This is a genomic window from Crossiella sp. CA198, from assembly GCF_052078295.1.
Classification (GTDB): Bacteria; Actinomycetota; Actinomycetes; order Mycobacteriales; family Pseudonocardiaceae; genus Crossiella.
In genome coordinates, this window is the sequence record NZ_JBQJIM010000004.1 from 409,452 (window position 1) to 425,185 (window position 15,734).

Here is a 15,734-nt window from a genome sequence, read left to right on the forward strand (position 1 = left end):
GTTTCCGGGATGGGCGGGCTTCACTCTGTTCGCATGGCAGAGGTCGCTGACCGAACGCGTAAGCCCATCATGCTGGTCAGCCTGCCGGCGGCCGGCTTGGCCAACCCGATGCTGGTGCTGGCAGGCGAGCTGGCCCGGCGCGGTGTGCAGGACGTGATCTTCGCCAGCGACGAGGTCCGGCGGGCCGACGTCGAGGCGCTGACCGCCGCCAGCAAGATCGAGTTCGTCTCGCTCGGCGAGCAGGTCCCGGAGCTTTCTCCCACCACGTGGGACGAACCAACCTATCGGTCGGTAACCCAGCGCTCGCGCTTCGGCGCCTTCCGCGCGCTGCTGCGGCACAACATGAAGCCCGAGATCACCGTCGACAAACACAAGCAGCTCGAAGCCGCGGTCGAGCAGCATCGGCCCGCGCTGATGGTGATCGACGTGATGTGCAGGCACGCACTGGACATCGCCATCACCAAGGGCATCCCGTACGTGTTGAGCTGCCCGTTCGTGGCCAGCAACATCGTCAGCCGGACCACCCCGTTCGGCCCGAGTTACACCCCCGACGACTTCCCGACCCCTCGGTCGGCACTGCCGTACCCCATGTCGGCCGGGCAGAAGCTGCGCAACAAGCTGTTCCAGCTGCGCACCCTGGCTCTGTTCCTCACCCCGAGCATGGGCAAACGGGTGCAGGCCGCGGCCAGGATCGGCCAGGAGCTGGGCGTGTCTCCGGAGGCGCGCAAGCCACTGGCTGGGTTCGAGCGGGCGGAGAGGGTGCTCTGCTACTCCCTGCCCGACCTGGACTACCCCTTCGACGTGCCGGCGAAGTTCAGCTTCGTCGGCGCCATGGTGCCACCGCTCCCCCAGGCTCCTGCAGACGAACTGACCGACTGGTTGGACGGGCAGCAGAACGTCGTCTATATGGGTTTCGGCACGATCACCCGGCTCACCAAGAGCGATGTGGCCGCGCTGGTCGAGGTCGCCCGCCGGGTCGAGGGCAAGGCACACGTGCTGTGGTCGCTACCCAAGTCCCAGCAACCACTGCTGCCCGCCGACCTGCCCGCCAACCTCCGGGTAGAGGGCTGGGTGCCCTCCCAGCTTGACGTGCTGGCACACCCGAATGTCCGGGTCTTCGTCAACCACGGCGGCGGCAACGCCTTCCACGAGAGCGTCTACTTCGGCAAACCGCAGGTGGTGCGGCCGCTGTGGGTGGACTGCTACGACCAGGCGGTCCGGGTACAGAGCATGGGCCTCGGGCTGACCGTGGACCGGCCAGCCGAGATCAACGCCGACGACCTGACCGGCAAGCTGCTCCCGGTGCTGGGCCAGAAGACCTACGCCGAAGCCTCCCAGCGATTCGCCGCTGCGATGACCAAGGCCGGCGGGCGCACCGCCGCCGCGGATCTGCTCCTGTCCCTCCCGCAACTCACCGAGACGAGCAACTCATGAGCTACCGGTACCCCGTCTCCATGCCGGCCCTGGCCGGTCGCGAACTCGAGTACGTCACGGCCGGTATCCAGCAGGGCTGGATCTCCTCGCTCGGCCCGCACGTGCGCAAGTTCGAGGAGGCTTTCGCCAGCTACAACCAAATGTCGCACGGCGTGGCCTGTTCCTCCGGCACCGCCGCGCTGACCCTGGCCATGCGCGCCATCGGCGTCGGCCCCGGCGATGAGGTGATCGTCCCGGAGTTCACCATGATCGCCTCGGCCTGGTCGGTCACCTACACCGGCGCCACCCCCGTCTTCGTCGACTGCGCCGACGACCTCAACATCGACGTCAGCAAGATCGAAGAGAAGATCACGCCGCGCACCAAGGCAATCATGCCGGTGCACATCTACGGCCGCCGCTGCGACATGGACCCCATCATGGAGCTGGCGCACGAGTACAACCTCAAGGTGGTCGAGGACTCCGCCGAGTCCCACGGCGTCCGCCCGGTCGCGCACATCGCCGCGTTCTCGTTGTACGCCAACAAAATCATCACCTCCGGCGAGGGCGGCGTCTGCGTCACCAACGACCCCGTGCTGGACGCCCAGATGCGCCACCTCCGCGGTATGGCCTTCTCCCCCGACCACAGCTTCCTGCACCGCAAGCTCGGCTACAACTTCCGCATGACCGACATGCAGGCCGCGGTCGCCCTCGCCCAGACCGAGCAGCTGGACGAGTTCCTGGCCGCCCGCAAGGAGATCGAGCGCCGCTACGACGAAGGCCTGGCCGACATCAAGGGCATCACGGTGATGCCGCCGCGCGATGTGCTGTGGATGTACGACGTGCTGGCCGAGGATCGCGAGGCGCTGCGGGCGCACCTGAAGACCGAGGGCATTGAGACCCGCCGGTTCTTCAAGCCGATGAGCCAGCAGCCGGGGTACTTCGACGCTTCGTGGACGAGTTTGAACGCGGCTCGGTTCGCGGCTTCCGGGTTCTATCTGCCGACGTATGTGGGGCTGACTGCGGAGGACCAGGAGTACATCGTGGACAAGGTGCGCGACTTCTACCGCAGCCGGTGATCTGATCGGTTCCCGGACCCGGGCGGCACCCCACGGCGCTGGGGTGTCCCCCGGGTTTTTCGCGTTCACCGACCGGCTACCCACAGTGGCGAATCGAGTACGATAGGTCATCGGTGCAAGCTGGACGCGGCCGACCAGGCACCGACCATCATCCACACCACAGGAACTGGGCAGGCTGATGACCGCGCGCCCCGCCGAACCCGCTGTCCGCGCCCACGAGATGGGCATCTACACACGCTACTTCGACCTGATCGCCACCGGCCGCAAGACCACCGAGATCCGCGTCAACGACTCCAGCCGACGCAAGATCAAGCCGGGTTCGCTGATCCGGTTCCGCTGCCAGGGCGAGCAGGTGCTCACCCGCGTGACCCGGGTCAACCGGTACACCGGCTTCGAGGAGATGTTCAACCACGAGCCCATCGCCTCGGTCAACCCGCTCGCGACGCGGGCGGAGCAGCTGGCCAACATCCGCCAGATCTACCCACCCGAACGCGAAGCACTGGGTGTGGTCGCGATCGGCATCGAACTCGTCGACCCACCCCTGCCAGACCCACCTGCCGATCTACTCTCCCAAGGACACCCCGCATGACCGAGGACTGGACCGCCCGCGCCCAGCGACTCGCCGACCAGCTCACCGCGGACGGCGTGCTGCACGACCGGCGGTGGCACCGGGCGCTCACGGCCGTGCCCAGGCACCGGCTGGCCCCGCGCGTCCATCAGCAGACCGGCACCGCGTGGCAGCTCATCGACGGTGACGATCCCGGTCAACGTGAACAGTGGCTCTCCGCCGTCTACGCCAACACCGGACTGGTGACCGCGCTCGCGGAGGAGAACGGCCAGCAGGTGACCCGATCGTCAACCACAACGCCGAGCCTGATGATCCGCATGCTGGAAGCGTTGAACCTCGACGACGGCCACCGGGTGCTGGAGATCGGCACCGGTACCGGCTACAACGCGGCCCTGCTCTCGCACGCGCTGGGCGCCGCCAACGTCTACTCCGTGGATGTGGACCAGGATCTCGTGGATCTCGCCCGGGACCGGCTTGCCACACTGGGACACCGACCGACGCTGCTCACCGCCGATGGCGCGGCGGGCCTGCCGGAGCACGGCCCGTACGACCGGATCATCGCCACCTGCGCGATGCCTACGGTGCCGTGGAGCTGGGCTGCGCAGCTGCACGTCGGCGGCATCGCGCTGGTCGACGTCAAGCCGCTGGTCAACGCGGGAAACCTGGTGCTGCTCCAGAGGAAGGCGGATCGGCTCGAAGGACGATTCCTGCCGAAATGGGCGACCTTCATGCCCATGCGGTCAGCCCACTTCCCGCTCGATGCGGCCGCTGCGGGATACGACCACCGCGCAGGCAGGCTCTCCTCGACCAGGCTGCCCGCCTCCCCGTTCGACAACCTGGTCGCCTGGTTCCTCGCCCACTTCCACCTGCCCGGCGGTATCCGGTCCGGTCTGCGGCTGGACCCGGACACCGGTCAGCCCGTCGCGAACTTCCTCACGGCCACCGACGGGTCCTGGTGCGACGTCGAACTGGCAGCCGATGGTGACTACCGCACGGTCCGCCAAGGCGGTCCGCAGCAGCTATGGGGTCACCTGGAGGCCGCACTCCTCAGCTGGCGGGAGCTGGGCCGGCCGGGCTGGGAACGGTTCGGCATGACCGTGACCCCGGGCGCGACCTGGATCTGGCTCGATGACCCGGCCCACCGGATCGGCGAACTGAGCCACGGATAGACGGCCCCACCAGCGATCTCATCCGGATTTCACCCCCCGCTGCCACGCTTCGCCCGTAGGACGAAGGCTACGGAGGAGGAGTACTTCGTGATCAGACACAGTGGGCGCCGGTCGCTGGCTGTCGCCCTGGTGGCCGGGCTGGCGCTGGTCGCCACGGGCGGCACCGCGCAGGCCGCCGGTGACCACGCGGACACCCAGGCGGCGCTCAATGGCTACCAGTCGCATGCCGGGCCGGGGGCGGCGGTGTACGCGGGGAACGCGGCCGGGTCTTGGCATCTGACCGCGGGTAGTGCGTCGATCAGTGCGGCGCGGCCGATCAAGTCCGATGAGCATTTCCGGATCGCCAGTCAGACCAAGACCTTCACCGCCGCGGTGGTCATGCAGCTGGTCGATGAGGGCAAGGTGGTGCTGGACGCGCCGATCGAGCGGTACCTGCCCGGATTGGTGCAGGGCAACGGTTATGATGGGAATCGGATCACCGTTCGGCAGATTTTGCAGCACACGGCGGGGATTCCGGATCTGAACGTGCTGGACTTCGCGCCGAAGGTGGCGGGGCTGCTCAAGCCGGATGGCAGTGTGGAGCCGCGCAGTCTGGTCAAGCTCGCATTGCAGACTTATCCGCCGGCGTCCGCGCCAGGGGCCCAGGTGCTCTACAGCAATCTGGGGTACATGGTGAATGGGTTGCTGGTCGAGCAGGTGACCGGGGTTTCCATGCGGGAGGCGGTCACCAGCCGGATCATCAACCGGCTCGGGCTGACCCGGACCGTCTACTCGGCGGCGGGCGATCGGACGTTGCCCGCGCCGTTCATCCCCGGCTACCGCGGCGTCCGGTTTGGGCCGGTGCAGTTCTGGACCGAGACCACCACGATGCCGGTGGGCGCCGAGCCTTCGCTGTCCAGTTCCGCGGGGGCGATGGTGTCCAGCTTGGCGGACATGACCAAGTTCTTCCGGGCGTTGCTGGCCGGGCAGGTCGTCTCGCCTGCCGCGCTGACCGAGATGCGCAAGATCGCGACCATCGCCAACCCCGCTGATCCGCGCTGGCTGGGGGTTGGGCTCGGGTTGCAGCTGATCTCGTTGTCGTGTGGCGGACAGGCCTGGTTCCACAACGGTTACGGCTTCTCCGGCTACACCTCGATCACCGCGGCGACCGAGGACGGGCGGTACGCCTCGATGATGACCAACGCCTGGGAGTTCACCACGATCAAGCCCACGCCGGTGGACGTGATCGAGTCCGCGCTCTGCGGCAGCAGGTAACGCCGCAGGTGGTGGCGGAGTCCTCGCGCTGCTCCGCCACCACGCCGCGGTGCACCGCCGCCCGCATCCGGTGCAATTCCGGCCCCGGGCGGGCATCCAGGTCCGTGGCGAGCCGGGCGCGGAACCGGTCGAAGACGGCCAGGGCGTCGGCGGGGCGGCCGCTTGCCGCGAGAGCCTGCATGAGCAGGGCGGCCAGGGGTTCGTGGTGGGGGTGCACGGCGGTGAGGGACCACAGGTCGTCGAGTACCTCGTGGCCGAGGTGGAGTTGGCAGCGGGCTTTGGCCAGGGACAGGGTGAGGCGGCGGTCGGTGAGGCGGAGGCGTTCGGTTTCGGCGAAGGGGCCGGGCAGGCCGGGCAAGGGGTTGCCGCGGAACAGGTTCAGGGCTCGTTGGTAGGCGCGGGCTGCGGCGGGCAGGTCGCCGGAGTGTTCGGCGGATTCGGCCTGGGTGGTCAGCTTGGTGAGGGTGGTCAGGTCGAGGTCCATTGCGTTGCTGGGCAGGCGGTAGCCGCGGCGGTTGTGTTCGATCACCGGGTTTGTGTTGTGGCGCAGGGATTTGCGGAGTTTGTAGACGTACACCTGGATCACGTTGGCCAGTGGTGGTTCCAGGCCCCAGACCCGGTCGCGTAGTTCGGACTGGCTGACGGTGGTGTCGGGGCGCAGGAGCAGTGCGGCGAGCAGGCTTTGCTGGCGGATTGGGCCCAGGTCAAGGAGTTGGGCGCCGCGCCAGGCGCGCAGGGGGCCGAGGACGGAGATTCGCAGGCGGGCTGCGGGGGCCGGGGTGGGTTGGGGGGTGGTGATGCCGTGGTCGAAGGCGTAGACGATGAGGGCGGCTCGGTCACGGAGGTGGAGTTTGGTCTGGAGGTGCTGGATGTGGCTGGCCACCGCGTCCTCGGTGAGGGTCAGCTCGGCGCCGATCTCGGCGTTGGTGCGGCCACGGCCGATCGCGTGCAGCAGCCGGTGTTCGGTGCCGGTGAGCTGGTCTGTTGTGGTGGCGGGCACTGCGGCTCCTCGGTTCCTGGGCGGACCCGCTGAGCGTGCTGGCCGGGGCGAGTGGCGGACCAGGGCGGCAATCGGCCATTTGTGGCCGGTTACTTCGCCAGGGCGGCCAGCTGGTGCCGGATGCGGTCGGCGTCGGGACGGCGGCCCTGCTGCCGGTACAGCCGCAGGGCTTGCCGCCAGCAGTCGCCTGCCTGGTCGTCCGCGCCGAGGGAGTGCTGGGCGGCGGCCAGTTTGGCCAGGGTGTTGGCTTCCTCGTAGGTGTTGCCGAGGTCGCGGAAGACGGTGAGGGCCTGCTGGTAGTAGTCGCGGGCGTCGGGGTGCCTGCCGGTGTGGTGGGCGATGTAGCCGAGGCTGTCCAGGGTGTAGCCCAGTGCGTCCAGGGTCGCGGCGCCGTCCTGGTGGCCGCGGTGCAGAGACAGCGCGGTCTCGCAGTGCACGCGGGCTTGCTCGTACTCGCCGAGCAGGGCGTGGTACCAGCCGACCGCGTTGAGCGCCTGGGCTTCCCGCCGGGTGAGGGCGAGTTTCCGGTACAGGTGCAGGGCTTGGGTGGCGTGGTCGAGCGCGGTCTGGTTGTCGCCCTGGCGTTCGCTGGCCCAGGCGAGGGTGTGCTGGGTGTGTGCCTGGGCGAGCAGGTCGCCGGTGTGTTCGGCCAGGTCCAGGGCCTGGCGGAGGTGCCGCACGGCTTCGGCGTGGTGGCCGAGGCGGGCGTGGGCGTGGCCGAGCAGGCGGTGGGCACGCGATCGGGCTGCGGGCTCGTGGAGGGCTTCGGCGGCGGTCAGGCCCGCTTCCCACACCGTGAGTGCGCCGTGCAGCTGGCCGCGTCGGCGGTGGAAGACGTCCAGGGCGCAGGCGAGTTGCCAGACCTGGAGGTGTAGGTCGTGCGTGCTGGCCAGCTGGTGGATCGCGGCCAGGTTGGCCTGTTCGGCGTCGAACCAGGCGGCGGGGTTGACGGGCGGGCGGGCGGTGGCGGTGGGTTCGAGCGGGAACGGTTCGCGGTGGGGTTCCAGGAGGCGGTCGGCGGCGTGCGCGGTGTGCAGGTAGTGCTCGACCAGGCGGGTCAGCGCGGCCTGCCGGTCCGGGTCGGTGGCCGCGGCGGTGGCGGCGTAGCTGCGGACCAGGTCGTGGAAGCGGTAGCGGCCGGACACGCACTGCTGCAACAGATGCGCGTCGACAAGGTCCTCCAGCAGCCGTTCGGTGGCGTGCGAGGCGCGGCAGGCGAGTGCGGCGGCGGCCTGCGCGTCGATGTCCGGTCCAGGATGCAGGCCGAGCAACCGGAACAAGCGCTGCTGTTCGGGCGTGAGGTGTTGGTAGGACAGGGAAAACGCGGCGGCCACGCCACGGTCGCCGGTGCTCAGCTCGGTCAGGCCGTCGCGCAGTCGCCCGGCCAGATAGGCCACTGTCCACACTGGACGGCTGCGCAACCGGGCGGCGGCGATCCGGATGGCCAGTGGCAGGTAGCCGCACAGCCGGACCAGCTCGGCGACGGATTCCTGTTGTCCGGCAAGCCGTTCCGCTCCGGCGACACTGGCGAACAGCGCGATGGCCTCCGCCTCGGGCAGCACATCCAGGGAGAGCACCTGCGCGCCGTCCAGGTCGGCCAGGCTGCCGCGGCTGGTCACCAGGGCCAGACAGCCCGCCGAGCCCGGCAGCAGCGGGCGGACCTGGGTCGCGCCGGCGGCGTTGTCCAGTAGCACCAGCACTTTCCGCTCGGCCAGTTCGGCCCGCCACAGCGCGGACCGTTCGGCGAGCCCGACCGGAATCCGGTCCCCCGGCACGCCCAGCGCCCGCAGCAGCACCTCCAGTGCCGCAACGGGATCGGTGGCCTGTTCGGCGCTGGCGTGTCCGTGCAGGTCCAGGAACAACCGGCCGTCGGGATAGCGTTCGGCCAGCCGGTGCGCGAGGTGCACGGCGAGGGCGGAACCCACTTCGGTACCCTACTCTGGTCGTATGAGCCAGCCAAACGACGTTACCGCAGGTCAGAACCCCTTGTTCCTCCCTGTGATCGACTCCTACGGCCGTCTCTCCCGGGTGCCGGACACGGGCGAGCTGGAGAAGATCGAGACCCAGTGGGACGACAACCGCATCCGTATCGCGAAGGTCGGCAAGCTGGGCCTTGAGCTGTCCGACGGCTTGAGCGCGTGGAAAAAGGGAGTGGTCCGGCCGGACTGGGAAAAGCTGCTCGAACGGGTCCGCGCCGGAATCTCCCAAGGTATCTGCGTGTGGCACGTTGACCGCCTGTTCCGCAGACCGAAAGACCTGGAAACCCTGATCGAACTCGCCGACAACGGCTTCGTTGTCATCTCCTCCCACGGCTCACGGGACCTGTCCGACCCGGATGACCGGTTCATCCTGCGGATTGAGGTTGCCCACGCGGCACGCTCCAGCGATGACACCCAACGACGCGTGAAACGACGGAAGCAGGAAAACCGCGAGCAAGGACTCACCAACGGCGGTTCACGGGCCCTGGGATTCCCGGGGCGAAACCGACGCGTGGTCGGGGAACGGAAAAAGCGCATGGAAACGGGAGACGCCCTGGAATCGATGACCGAGGCACCAGCGGAGCAGGTTCTCTGGGAACGTGAGCAGATCGCGAAAGCATGTCAGGATCACGCTGACGGAGTGGCACTGAAAGCGATCTGGCGACACTGGATCGACATTAATCTGCTCAGCGTTTCCGGCCAGCCCATGAGCCCCCAAGCAGTCGCCGCTATCCTCAACCGTGCCAGCAACGCGGGACTGATCGAGCATGACGGGGTCATCGTCGGCAAGATGCGCGACCACGAGAACGTCAGGATTATCGAGCCGGAGCTGTTCTATGAACTGCGCGCGAAGTTCGCGGCCCGCCGGAGAGGGAACGTCGTCGGCGAGAAGTGCCTGGCCTCCGGAATTCTCCGGTGTGGCACGTGCGGAGTCACCATGTATTCCCGCTGCCAGGCTGACGGGAAACGCTCCTACCGGTGCCGACTCGACCGCAAAGGCTGCGGCAAGGTTCAGGGTTCGATGACGGGAATCGATGAGCAGTTGCGAGAACTGGTGATCGCACGCCTGTCCGATTCCCGTTATGCCGCCGCGATCTCCGCCGCACGCGAAGCCGTGTCCGAGGAACTGAACACGACCACGGACAGCATTGAGCGAATCAAGAGGATTCAGCGCGGCCTGGCGGAGCGGCTAGGTGCGGAGGAAATCGACATTGACGAGTTCGACGCGGCGAACCGCCCGCTGTCGAAACGCCTGAAAGAACTACTCGCGACCCGGGAACGGCTGACCGGCGGCCAGATCGACGGGCCCGTGAAAGCGATGTCTGCGGAAGAGGTGGAACGTCAGTGGAAGAAGGGCGAGATTCCGGAACGGCGCGTGCTGCTGACCCGTGCGCTGGGCACGGATCGGATCGTGCTGGACAAGGCCACGGCCAAGGGCGGCAATGGGTTCGATGTGGCGCGGTTGCGGTTGGTTCCGTCTCAGGCGTGGGTCGAGGAGTTCGGCGAGTAGGCGGAGCGGGACGGACTCGCTGGCTGGGCTGCGATCGCGTCAGCGACGCTGCCCGGCAGGGCATGCACACTGGAATGAGTGGCTATAGAAGCCAGTCGGAGTTGCGGCGTCAGTCCTCCTCGGACGGGGTTACCTGCGGTTTAGTGGCGGTTGGGGTGTCCCATTCACTGTCCCGCCGTATACGGGACAGTGAATGGGACACAGAATGGGATACAGAATGGGACGGTGAATCACTCGCCCTTGTCGGCTCAGCCGACCCGCCCGGTTCGGGTCGTTCCAGTGCGCCGGGCGCGGCGGCCAGGCGTCGCCGTGTCGCGGAGTCGGCGCGTGGGGTGAAGCTCAGCCCGGTCCGTGTCCGTGAGGCGGTCCGCAGCGTCTGTCAGGCGGCTTTGTCCTGGCCGGAGATCCGCCGCAGAGTCGCCCCCACGCTGTCGATATCGCGTGTGGTCATCGGCGGGGCGGTGGCGGCCACCACCGCCCAATAGTGGGCGTTGTCGCACGCGGTGGCCTCCGGCGCGCACAGGTCGGCTGGGCTGCATTCCAGCGCCGTAGCCAGCCGGGCCAGCACCGGCCCGGCCGGGGTGTGTGTCCCGGCTTCAGCGGCACGGACCCGCTCCGCGCTGACCCTGGCCAGCCGGGCCAGGGCGCGCTGTGCCAGGGCACGGCGGTGGCGGTAGGCCCGCAGACGGGGCGGAGAGAACACCCGCGCCCCCAGGGCAGGGCCAGGCCCGCCGGAGCGGCCCTGCCGCCTCTCAGCGGCCGGGAGAGCCTGCGGGATGTGGTCGCGGTGACCGGGAACGGCGTCGGCTGACATCACGGCCTCCAGGGCACGGGAAGCGGGTTGCCGTGGTCAACAACCCTGATGCCCTGAAAACCAAACGTGACACCGTTATTGGACATCGCGGAAGCAAACAGCCCCCAGAGGGGATCGGGCTGCGCGCCCGCCCGGCCCGCGCCGAACTGAATCAGATCCCTAATAGGTACCGAGTCGGGCGAAGCACCGGTAGCCCTGCAATAGCCACTGACCAGCAGCAACAGCGACGCTAGGGGCTACCGCTCTAACAGGTCACTCGATCGGACCGGGGTCCGGACCGTAGCCAGGACGCTCGCTGGGCGCTCACGCCCACGGCGCACGCTGCGGATGACCGCGTGCCGCGGCTCTGCCCTGTGCGCGGTGGTGTTGCCGACCGTGATGCGCCGGGGCGGCACCTGTCCGGTCCTGTGTGGACAGTGACGCGGCCGAGTCGGGTAAGCCCAGTGTAATAGGGCTGCAATAGCCGCGCAGTAGGCGGCTAGTAGATCAACAACGGTGAGGGCGGAGGCTGTGGCATGCGTGGATGCCTCTGGCCTCCGCCCTCACCGGTCGGGGTGGTGCGGTCGGGGCTACGTGAGTCGGAGTCTTTCGTCGCTTCGAGGCTAGTTGGCTTCTAGTTGAATTGTCTGCCGATCGGGGGTGACTCTCCATTCCCATGATTCAATGGGCGGCTCTCCCTTGCGCTTCCACCATACGTAGGCAGCCTCTGTTTCGTCCCATAGGCGACGTGGACCGAATTGTCGCACAATGTACTGCCCGTTCGATCCGGGAACGATACTTGCCCACGATCCCGTGAGGGGATCGTTTAGCCAGGCTATCCCGTGGTCCCTTTCTGGTACCTTTTTCTCCAGGCTGTACCGGCAGGATGGAACGGCCACGGCCGCAGCCCAACGGGGTGCCTCGTATAGGAGAATACTAAAGGGGCTGACTTCAGTAGATGACCGGTCCGCGATTTCGTCGTCCCATCGAAATTTTTCAGATGCTAGAGACGCCACTCGATGAGAACGGATCTCCATGAAGCCGACTCGCATGGACACCGCTTTACCGAGGGCAGTTCCGTCCTTGCCGACGACGAATTTCACGAGCGGGCCGGATGCGAGATCGGCACGCATTGGAGCCAAGATCACGCCGTCCGCGCGAGTAGATTCGACCCACCAGTAGGGCACGTGCCCGATATGAATACCAGCAGTCGCGATGATTCGGTCGAATTCACCCGTTACAGCAACGGTTGCAGCATCCTGGACACGAACGTCGACGCGAATGTATCCAGCCGACTCTAGGTTTTTATTCGCTCTGACACCAATCGCTGTATCTACCTCTACAGTAGTCACCTGCCCCTGTTGGCCGACGAGTTCAGCGAGAAGAGCGGCATTGTATCCGGTCCCAGTTCCAATTTCCAGAACAGAATGACCGGGCTGGACGTCCAACTCTGCGAGCATCCCAGCGACCGCAGAGGGCATGGACGCGGACGACGTAGGCCGGTAGCCGGAGTCGGGCCACGTGGTGTGGCCGTCATCGAATTGCGTCACGATCACACGATTCGAGTAAACGGCGGCTAGCCACCGTTCAGGCTCGATCGCACGGTCTATCGGCTGATAGGGACCGTCGTCAGTTTGTTGTACCCAAATTCGGTCCTGGACGAACAGTTCTCGGGCTACTGTCTCGAATATCGAAGCGCGCTCGGCTGGCAGATCACCACCCGAGCGCAGCTTAGCGGCCAAAGCGGAAGGGTTTCCGCTACCGGTGCTAGAGTTCACTTACTCTCGTACTCCTTGGGGTCAACGTCGCCGTCGCCCTTCCCGGTTTGCTTGTCGTCCTCAACAGAGTGTTTCTCTCCACCCATTGCCATCCTCCATGGACTGAGTAGTGATAGTTCTGACCTGTTGTCCCATTCTAGCGAGTGCTGTTACCTCCCGTATCCTCTGCGTCGGTCCATCCACGCAAGGGATCACCCGACTGTGTATCAAGAAGTAGGTGGTTGCAGAGACCGGCGAACCCAAGGGAGGCTGATGCCAAGGAGAGTGCGAATTCCTTCGCACGGTAGGCCGTCATCCGGTGAGCCGTCAGGACTAGTTGATACCCGCCGTAGTCAATCACCAGAGCGGGAACGCTACCCCGATACATCAGGGTGTGTGTCCAGAACTTCTCGGTGACCTCGACTACCAATCTCGTGTCCTCCGCCGATTCGTGGCTCATCCGAGTTTCCGCCCGTCGTGGGCAACTATTGATGACCACCGCGCGATAGCCTGAACCACATCGGGAAGTGTTCCGGACACCTCGTGAACAAGTCGGCCCTGAACGATGCGGACAGCTTCCGCCTGATCCGGGCCGAACACCCGAACTGCGTCCAGCATGTCGAGATTTCGACGCCCGTACATCAGCACATCAGGTAGCGCAGGGTCACCGATGCTTGATCCGGTGAACCCCAACAGCACGAGCTTTCGCACGGCTGACATGGCATCTCGTTCCAGGTCGGTTGCCATCACTGGTCACGTTCCCAGCGCAGGGCGTAGACGTCTAGATCGGGTACCCGATCAGCGCACGCGGTCGCGGTCGCGCGCAACTGGCGCACGTCTGGGCCTTTGGCCCAGACGACCCGGTATTGGCGTGTGTCGCGGTCATAGGAGATCCGTACGAAGGTGCCGGACTTCTGCGTCAACAGCGTGGCCAGCCGCCGCGCACTCCGAGCGCGTCTGCTCATGTGTCGATCACCCGCCGTTCCGGTTGCGGACGGCTGTCTCTGCGGCGGCTCTCGCACGTCGCCGCTGACAAACCGCGCGCACGACCGGCGAGGCGGCCAACAACAGGATCACAAGAGCTGCAATGGCAATACTGGCCTCACCCATGTCCTTCTGCTCCTTCTCCGCGTGTTCGGTGGGGATCACCTCGACTGGGATTTGGGCGAAGAGTCGGGGGACTCGATCACCAACCGGGCCGTCCCACCCGGGGAGTAGTCTTGTGGTTGCTGTCGGCGATCGGAACGGTTTGGCCGTTTACAGACCTTGACAACGGGGGCTCGGTGTCGGAGCTGGGAAGCGCGCTGAAGGCGGCGCGGGAGGGTGCTCGCGTCAGCCTCGCTCGTATGGCGGAGCTGGTGCACTACAGCACGTCGTACCTCAGCCTGATCGAGAACGGAAGGCGTCGACCCGTGCCGGACGTGATCAGCGCCTACGAACAGGCCCTAGGCGTTGCGATCGGTAGTGATCCGGTACGCCGCGCCCACGAGTGGCTTGTCCAGGACTCTCCTTTGGCCGTACAGCGTCGTTCGGGGCGCAGGGTGGCAGTAAGCCTGACCGACGCTGCAGAGGCCCGCGTCATCGAACTCAGGCACCTGGATGACACCGTAGGAAGCGCCGACCTGTTGCCTGCCATCGTCAAAGAGCTGAGCGAGACGAGAGCGTTGGTGCGGAACGGTTCCTACACCGAGGTGACCGGCCGGAGACTGCTCACGGCAGCAGGGGAACTGTCCCAACTCGCCGGGTGGGTCGCCAGCGACGCAGGGCGATACGGAGAGGCCCAGCGGTACTACCTGTCTGGGGTCTCAGCCGCTGACGCTGCGGACAACCATTGCCTTGCAGCACAACTGTTTTCGTCCCTGAGTTACCAGTTGTCCAACACGGGGAAGGCTGCTGACGGGTTGTTGCTCGCCCGTACCGCAGTCAAGGGCTCGAACGGTGCTACGCCGCTAGTACGCGCCCTGCTACTGGAACGGGTGGCATGGGCTAGCGCCCGGACTCGGGACCGCGACGCGACGCGACGGGCATTGGACGCGGTAGACGACGCATACGAACGGCGATCACCTGACATCAACGAGCCGGAGTGGGTCTATTGGCTTAACAGAGCCGAAATCGACGTCATGGCGGGACGATGCATGATCGAACTCGGCGACCCTGGCGCGGCTGAGCCGTTGCTGACAGCGGCCGTGGCCACCTATCCGGACGCGCACTCACGTGAGGTGGCCTTGTATCTGTCCTGGCTTGCCGAGTCTCACGCCCGGACAGGCGCACTGGACGCGGCCAAGGCCACCCTGAACAGGGCCAAGGTGTACGCGTCCCGAATGCCCTCGGCCCGGACTGACGACCGGTTCAAAGCTGTTGACGAGTTGATCTAGTCGGCTCACGGGAATCCGCTTGACCCCGGGACACGATGACCGGTCTAGCCACGGCGAAACGGCGTGACATCCCGTCATTGGGACAGCGCGGCTTCAACGATGGTCCGGCCGAAGAACCACGATCCGCCCAACATCAGCAGGCTCATGCCGCCATCCTGGCCCATGGCTCCGCAGTCCGCGAAGGACCGCCAGGGTCTGCCAGCCTCTGCTGAGGTAGGCCCCGGCAGACCCTCCACTGAAAGGCCGTAGCCGTGGTGACCTGCCAGGTAGCGGGTAGAGCCAGGTAGCGGGCCCTACCCGTACCCCACCAGTTTCCCAAGATCCATAGCCACAATGTGTGAGCCCGGGTGCCTACCTCTACCTCAGCCGGTCACCCCGGCCGATGGTCACTGACGGGGCCGGAAGCCGATCGCTTGGCAGTCTTCGCAGGTCACAATATGGGTACCAATTCCGGATCCGCCAGGGTGGTCTTGCCCACGCCCGCCATGCCGTCGATGGCCTCGATCACTACCGCCCGGCCGTCGCCCACAGCCAGCAGCCGGTCGATTTCCGCGGTCCGGCCGGTGAAATCGGCGAGGTCGCCGGGCAGATCGTCCCGACCGGTCGGTTGGGCCGGGTCGTCCACGGCGGCGGCCAGCAACCGGGCGCGGTCGGGCGGATCCAGTTCGAGGGCGTCGGCCAGGCGCCGGGCGGTGGATGGGCGTGGGTCGCCGCGGGTGCCGGTTTCCAGGCCGCCGATGGTCCGGACGCCGACCCCGGACCGTTCCGCCAGCTGTTCCTGGGTCAGCCCGGCCAGCGTCCTGGCCTGCCGCAACGCCAAGCCGAACCGACCGATCACCG

14 protein-coding genes are annotated in these 15,734 nt (G+C 66.7%); 7 read left to right on the forward strand and 7 right to left on the reverse strand.

Annotated features, from left to right (window positions below):
* Positions 1-33: 33 nt before the first annotated feature.
* From ACTOWY_RS08735 to ACTOWY_RS08755, 5 genes are all read left to right on the forward strand, one after another.
* A complete protein-coding gene (locus tag ACTOWY_RS08735) occupies positions 34-1,434 on the forward strand; it encodes a glycosyltransferase (protein WP_441309093.1) in 1,401 nt (466 codons plus the stop codon).
* Positions 1,431-2,489 (forward strand): DegT/DnrJ/EryC1/StrS family aminotransferase, encoded by a 1,059-nt coding sequence (locus ACTOWY_RS08740; protein WP_441309094.1) that lies wholly within the window; start codon positions 1,431-1,433, stop codon positions 2,487-2,489. The genes ACTOWY_RS08735 and ACTOWY_RS08740 overlap by 4 nt, the downstream gene beginning before the upstream one ends.
* A 178-nt stretch (positions 2,490-2,667) precedes the next feature.
* Complete coding sequence (locus ACTOWY_RS08745; RefSeq protein ID WP_441309095.1) at positions 2,668-3,078, forward strand: ASCH domain-containing protein; 411 nt, start codon at positions 2,668-2,670, stop codon at positions 3,076-3,078.
* Positions 3,075-4,226: a methyltransferase domain-containing protein gene (locus ACTOWY_RS08750; protein ID WP_441309096.1), complete on the forward strand. Its 1,152-nt coding sequence runs from the start codon at positions 3,075-3,077 to the stop codon at positions 4,224-4,226. The genes ACTOWY_RS08745 and ACTOWY_RS08750 overlap by 4 nt, the downstream gene beginning before the upstream one ends.
* 87 nt (positions 4,227-4,313) lie before the next feature.
* Positions 4,314-5,480: a serine hydrolase domain-containing protein gene (locus tag ACTOWY_RS08755; protein WP_441309097.1), complete on the forward strand. Its 1,167-nt coding sequence runs from the start codon at positions 4,314-4,316 to the stop codon at positions 5,478-5,480.
* Here the strand turns inward: ACTOWY_RS08755 and ACTOWY_RS08760 are convergent.
* Together ACTOWY_RS08760 and ACTOWY_RS08765 are read right to left on the reverse strand one after the other, a co-directional pair.
* Positions 5,428-6,480 carry a BTAD domain-containing putative transcriptional regulator gene (locus ACTOWY_RS08760; protein WP_441309098.1) on the reverse strand — a complete coding sequence of 351 codons (1,053 nt, stop codon included), beginning with the start codon at positions 6,478-6,480 and terminating at the stop codon, positions 5,428-5,430. The two genes, ACTOWY_RS08755 and ACTOWY_RS08760, sit on opposite strands and share 53 nt — an antisense overlap.
* Positions 6,481-6,569: 89 nt before the next feature.
* Positions 6,570-8,405: an ATP-binding protein gene (locus ACTOWY_RS08765; protein ID WP_441309099.1), complete on the reverse strand. Its 1,836-nt coding sequence runs from the start codon at positions 8,403-8,405 to the stop codon at positions 6,570-6,572.
* Between the two features lie 22 nt (positions 8,406-8,427).
* Between ACTOWY_RS08765 and ACTOWY_RS08770 the strand changes: the two genes are divergently transcribed.
* Positions 8,428-9,969 carry a recombinase family protein gene (locus tag ACTOWY_RS08770; protein ID WP_441309100.1) on the forward strand — a complete coding sequence of 514 codons (1,542 nt, stop codon included), beginning with the start codon at positions 8,428-8,430 and terminating at the stop codon, positions 9,967-9,969.
* 379 nt (positions 9,970-10,348) lie between these two features.
* Here the strand turns inward: ACTOWY_RS08770 and ACTOWY_RS08775 are convergent, their stop codons facing one another.
* The 4 genes from ACTOWY_RS08775 to ACTOWY_RS08790 form a co-directional block, all read right to left on the reverse strand.
* Positions 10,349-10,672, reverse strand: coding sequence for a helix-turn-helix domain-containing protein (locus ACTOWY_RS08775; protein WP_441309101.1), 324 nt, complete (start codon positions 10,670-10,672; stop codon positions 10,349-10,351).
* Between the two features lie 713 nt (positions 10,673-11,385).
* Positions 11,386-12,540, reverse strand: a complete 1,155-nt coding sequence (locus ACTOWY_RS08780) for a methyltransferase domain-containing protein (protein ID WP_441309102.1) — start codon at positions 12,538-12,540, stop codon at positions 11,386-11,388.
* A gap of 435 nt (positions 12,541-12,975) precedes the next feature.
* Complete coding sequence (locus ACTOWY_RS08785; protein WP_441309103.1) at positions 12,976-13,266, reverse strand: hypothetical protein; 291 nt, start codon at positions 13,264-13,266, stop codon at positions 12,976-12,978.
* Complete coding sequence (locus ACTOWY_RS08790) at positions 13,266-13,484, reverse strand: hypothetical protein (RefSeq protein WP_441309104.1); 219 nt, start codon at positions 13,482-13,484, stop codon at positions 13,266-13,268. The genes ACTOWY_RS08785 and ACTOWY_RS08790 overlap by 1 nt, the downstream gene beginning before the upstream one ends.
* Positions 13,485-13,802: 318 nt before the next feature.
* On the opposite strand from ACTOWY_RS08790, the gene ACTOWY_RS08795 reads away from it, so the two are divergent.
* Positions 13,803-14,894: a helix-turn-helix domain-containing protein gene (locus ACTOWY_RS08795; RefSeq protein WP_441309134.1), complete on the forward strand. Its 1,092-nt coding sequence runs from the start codon at positions 13,803-13,805 to the stop codon at positions 14,892-14,894.
* 430 nt (positions 14,895-15,324) lie between these two features.
* On the opposite strand, the gene ACTOWY_RS08800 is transcribed toward ACTOWY_RS08795, so the two are convergent.
* Positions 15,325-15,732, reverse strand: coding sequence for a helix-turn-helix transcriptional regulator (locus ACTOWY_RS08800; RefSeq protein ID WP_441309105.1), 408 nt, complete (start codon positions 15,730-15,732; stop codon positions 15,325-15,327).
* Positions 15,733-15,734: the final 2 nt, after the last annotated feature.

Coding starts and splice junctions, on each gene's coding strand:
- ACTOWY_RS08770 (WP_441309100.1), top strand. CDS start 8,428: ATGAGCCAGCCAAACGACGTTACCGCAGGTCAGAACCCCTTGTTCCTC.
- ACTOWY_RS08745 (WP_441309095.1), top strand. CDS start 2,668: ATGACCGCGCGCCCCGCCGAACCCGCTGTCCGCGCCCACGAGATGGGC.
- ACTOWY_RS08750 (WP_441309096.1), top strand. CDS start 3,075: ATGACCGAGGACTGGACCGCCCGCGCCCAGCGACTCGCCGACCAGCTC.
- ACTOWY_RS08735 (WP_441309093.1), top strand. CDS start 34: ATGGCAGAGGTCGCTGACCGAACGCGTAAGCCCATCATGCTGGTCAGC.
- ACTOWY_RS08740 (WP_441309094.1), top strand. CDS start 1,431: ATGAGCTACCGGTACCCCGTCTCCATGCCGGCCCTGGCCGGTCGCGAA.
- ACTOWY_RS08785 (WP_441309103.1), bottom strand. CDS start 13,266: ATGGCAACCGACCTGGAACGAGATGCCATGTCAGCCGTGCGAAAGCTC.
- ACTOWY_RS08790 (WP_441309104.1), bottom strand. CDS start 13,484: ATGAGCAGACGCGCTCGGAGTGCGCGGCGGCTGGCCACGCTGTTGACG.